Source organism: Porphyromonas sp. COT-239 OH1446, assembly GCF_000768875.1.
Taxonomy (GTDB): domain Bacteria; phylum Bacteroidota; class Bacteroidia; order Bacteroidales; family Porphyromonadaceae; genus Porphyromonas.
This window is the reverse complement of the sequence record NZ_JRAO01000029.1, coordinates 1-4,585: the sequence shown is the minus strand read 5'-3', so window position 1 is coordinate 4,585 and position 4,585 is coordinate 1. Positions and strand designations below refer to the sequence as shown.

Annotated in this window: 3 protein-coding genes; all 3 read right to left on the bottom strand. The window is 51.1% G+C overall.

All coding sequences use genetic code 11. The features are described 5' to 3' along the window. The coding region (locus tag HQ37_RS08345; RefSeq protein ID WP_160215072.1) for a transposase family protein at positions 1 to 132 on the bottom strand (132 nt) is incomplete at its 3' end. 118 nt (positions 133 to 250) lie between these two features. Beyond that, complete coding sequence (locus tag HQ37_RS06350; protein WP_036881591.1) at positions 251 to 2,548, bottom strand: TonB-dependent receptor; 2,298 nt, start codon at positions 2,546 to 2,548, stop codon at positions 251 to 253. Positions 2,549 to 2,966: 418 nt separating this feature from the next. Beyond that, entirely contained in the window at positions 2,967 to 3,608 is a 642-nt protein-coding gene (locus HQ37_RS06345) for a hypothetical protein (protein ID WP_152566809.1), read from the bottom strand. Positions 3,609 to 4,585: the final 977 nt, after the last annotated feature.

Genomic DNA, 4,585 nt, shown 5'->3' with positions numbered 1-4,585 from the left:
CATGGACTCATAATCCTCGCCTCCACACAAATAACTCGCTAGTGCAATAACCAAAATATCGCTCAACTTATGCTTGCAACGACCCACAACGCGAGGGGCTATTACCATCGAAAAATAATCGCGTACATCCATACACCAAAGATAGCCTTATTTCGATGCGGTTGCTCTTGTATTCTCAAAGCAATCCCCCTGCTCGGCACTGGGCTGAGCAGGGGGAGGCAGTAAAAGAGGGTAGAGAGAGGATCAAGCCCTAGAGCTTGAGACCCAACTCTACGCCTAGAGTACGTGGACTGCCCAGCTGCATCATGGCCGAACCCATACTGAGGGCATAGAAAGCTCTATACTCCTTATCTAGCAAGTTACGTCCCCATAGGCTCAGGGTTACAGGCCCGTAGCTGTAGCCCAGCCGGGCAGAGAGCAATCCGTAGGCAGGCTCTCGGGTGGTATTGTCTTCAGTCCAGTAGATATTGGCTAGTCCTAAGAGCTCCACCTCAGAGAAGAGGCGCATACGATGCCCTAGAGCCTTGTTAGCCACGAGCATAGCCGAGTAGGTATGCTCGGGGATGAAGGGCACACGACTCTCTCGCTCTGAGCCTCTGAGGCGAGCATGGGTAAAGCCGTAGTTCAAGTTCAGTCCGAGATGATCCCTCTGAGTCGACGGATCTCCCCAGAGGCTTAGGGCTGCGCTGGCCTCGAAGCCGAGCGAATAGGATCGCCCTACGTTGCTGATCATACGCCCTGCACCGGAGGAGACGAAGTGGGTCAGCTGCAGGTTTTGCACATCCGTATAATAGACCGAGAGGTGCATGCGATCGACGAAAGCAAGGCTGCGGAGCTTGAGGCCGAGCTCATAATTCCAGGCTATTTCGGGGGCAAAGGCGAGGCTCTTATTGAGCTCGGCTTCGCTCATCGGCTTACCCATCTTGAAGGTCTCAAGCACGTTCACCTTGCGAATGATCTCCGTGAGGGTCTGCTCGTTGTATCCTCCCGACTTGAAGCCCTTAGACATCGAGGCAAAGAGCTTCCCTCGGCCTAGATCATACTGCAATGCAACCTTGGGTAAGACCTGCCAGCTGCCCTGCTTGGCTAAGCCACTAAGACGTGTAGGGTGCTGCATCCAGGGCAACTGAGGAGCTGGAGCTGGCAATATAGGCCTTAGCCGCAAGGAGAGTCTGCTGTCGTAATCGATGGCCTGATGGCTGTAGTCAAAGCGAACTCCTGCTGTCAGATCCAATCCAGCGACGAAGAAGTCTCGTACCATCCCCTCGTAGTATAGAGCTGCCCCCATATCGGGCTTAATAAATTCATTTGCATTAAGCACTTCTTTCGACGCATCGACCTCTATCTTCGGGGCCTTGGGATTACTTTTACTCATCATATCGAGCCCTCTCTGCACAAGGCTAGAGATACCCGCTGGTCGCAGGGTAACGGGCGAGGAAAGGCGGTTGTGGTCATAGTAAGCGAAGAGACCCCAGCTCCAGTGTACTCGATCATCTTCACTCTTATTTTTGAGGACGATCTCCTGAGTTAGGGCATGCTGACGTACTCGCTGATCGAGGAAAAAGGCTGGTAAGCGTGAAGCATCCATATCAATGCCCATACGATCTGAGAGATGCTGGTAACCTGTGGCCGACTCGAGCTGCCACCAGTCTCCGTTGAGGATGGTTCTCCAGCGTAACGATAAGCTACGCCTGCGGTATAGGGCAGCTTCATTGTTGTCTAGAGGAAGTAGAGCTCCCGACTTGCGATCTAGTCGCTGATAGGGGAAAGCTCCCTGCTCGATCTGCTCATAGGATGCTGAGAGGCTCGAGCGCAGCTGCTGAGAGGGTCTGTACTCAAGCTTGAGCAGTGCCGAAGCACTCCTCATACTATCTTGAGCAGCCTGTCGGACTACATTATAACGATATCCATCTCTCTGAGCTAGAGATCCTCCGATACTGATACCCCATTGCTCACTGAGACGCTTATGATACTCGGCTTTGAGACGTAAATGATCATAATTCCCATAACCCAAATCCACCGAGAGACCTGGGTCAGTGAAGGCGGATTTGGTGTATAGGTTGATGATCCCAGCCATGGCATTACGTCCATAGAGCGTACCCTGTGGACCACGCAGTACCTCGATGCTACTGATCCCGACGAGATCGAAGTTGAAGCTCGACTTGCTCAGATACGGCACACCGTCGATGTAGAAGCCGATGGTCTGCCCACTACTCCTAGCTCCTACCCCACGCAGGTAGATAGCCGAGCTCTGCCGAGAACCATAGTCAGGGATATAGAGACTGGGAATGCGAGAGGTCAATCGGGTCAAGTCCGTAATGGCATAGCGATCCAGTGCTTGAGTGTTCAATCGGGTAGCCGATAGGGGCTGAAGCTCCACAGGTCGGCTACTCTGCAAGCTATAAGCCTGTACTTCGAAGCCTTCGAGATCAATAGTCCTGAGACTATCAAGACCCTCCATAGCATCGCCCTGCGCACGTAGGCTCGAGAAGTTGCAAGAGAGAGCGAGCAAGGTCATGGAGTAAAAAAATAGTTTGGGTTGTAGCATATATTATATATGTATAGAATGAATAATGTACAAAGGTAAATGTGGAGGATAAAATCAATAAAAAAGTAATCAAAAGCTACTCCTTAAGGGCTAATATCGTGCGGATACATTCTATTGCCCAGGGCATAATCACCGATCCCGTCCTAGGGCCGTGCCGCAAGCCCCCAGGGAGAAGCCCAAGGGAGGATCAGCATATATAACAATAGGCGGCGTGCCGAAATCTAACATTTCGACACACCGCCCTAGATGATTTGAGCAAGCCTAAGGGTGCGGGGCACTGAGGCTAGAGCTTGCTGGAGCTACTGACGTAGATCGTCGAAGCCAGCGACAGAGTCCGTGCAGGGTAGACCTCCACCCCGTAGAGCATCACCCTTGGGGGATGATGACAGAGCTCTACCCCTTATTCTACGGACGTAGATTAGAAGCTATAGGTAAGGCCTAGACGCAGGGAGTTCGCCCATGAAGCCCCTGCATCGAAACCCCAAGCTCCCTTAGGATAGGTCTCATCCTTACTTGTACCGGGTAAATAGGCTGTATGACCTAGCTCCTTCTGCGACCGATAACCGACAAAACCATAACCAAGCTCTAGCCCCCAATGCGTCCCAAAGGCATAGGCGATGCTTGGACGTAGACCCACAAGCCACCGATACTCGATATTCTTGTGTGGCCCACGCCACCAAGGGCCTCCCAATTCACTGCGATAAGCCCCCGTAGTACCCACCATCCCTACAGCTGTCAGAGAAATCTTGAGCCCTTTGTAGAGGCTTAGGCCCTGCCTGAGCTGTAGCTCCACAGCCGAGGTGCTGAGGACACGATTCTCAAACTTCTTAGGCTTGGAGAGGGGAAGATCTAGAGCAATCCCGAGACTGAGATCTCCGAAGAGTCGATAATGTACCGAAGGCATCAGTTTGGTCTCGGTGATCTTAACTGCATGCAAGCTAGGCCCTGCCGATCCACTCAAGCCACTTAGCCCGATACTCCAGCGACCCACCTCCTGAGCAGACAGGAGGCTACAACCACCCAGCACAAGGCTGAGCAAAAGAATAACTCGCTTCATCATCTCTACTGATTATTGATTACTAATTTTGGGTAAATATTCAATGTAAAAGATCTACGACTCTTATACCACAGACCTACTATAGGTTTACGAATGAACAAATAATCATGGAAACACCCGCAAATATAAACAATAAACGATTCTTGAGACCTGTAAAAAGCAACAAAAAATGGAGGTCATCCACAGCCTTAATATCCACGAGGATCAAGCTATAGAGGAGCTCCCTACGTCCTCCCATTTATTTTTCAAGAAGGGGGGAGAGGAGGGCTACAGACCAAGAGCCCTAGAGGCATCACCGATCCCGTCCTAGGGCTGTGCCGCAAGCCCCCAGGGAGAAGCCCCCTCCCCCGAGTATAACTCGGGCATAAGCCGTCTATAAGGCATGGATAACCCCTCCTATTGTGGGGGATAAGTTCCCCACCCTTCCCCCTCGCTTCTAGAGGAGCTCTATCATCAAGTAGATAAGTCTCGACACTATCCGAAGTATGTACACAGAGCACAGATATACACATGAGGATTATGGCTACTCGTGTACATCATTGCATCCAGGGAGGCTCTAACCCATATATATGCTAGGCTATCCCTCCCCCTCCCTCTATCTATATCTAGTGTGTAAGGTGTGCATCCGATGAGCATAGCCCTTAACCTCTACCTGGGCTTATACTTTACCCACACTATACACAGACATTATTACTATAGGGTAGATTATTTAATGATTATCTATTTATAAAAGATAAAGAAGAGATGGAGGAAGGGATCGGTGCATAGCTGCTCCATGGATGATGAAGGGAGGGCCGATGATGAAGGCAACAGCTGGGCTGCGCCCAAGCATCCGAAGGGATCTCGTTAGAGATCCTAGACGGGCTTTCGCCTGAGTATCTATTTGTGGCTCCGTTGCGCTCCTACTTATACTTCGACCGAGCTCCTACTTATACCTCGATCGAGACTCAGATAGGAGTTCCCTCGAGATCCTATCTGAG

Excerpts from the sequence above, each read along its gene's own strand:
- HQ37_RS06345 (WP_152566809.1), bottom strand. The coding sequence starts at position 3,608 with ATGATGAAGCGAGTTATTCTTTTGCTCAGCCTTGTGCTGGGTGGTTGT.
- HQ37_RS06350 (WP_036881591.1), bottom strand. The coding sequence starts at position 2,548 with ATGCTACAACCCAAACTATTTTTTTACTCCATGACCTTGCTCGCTCTC.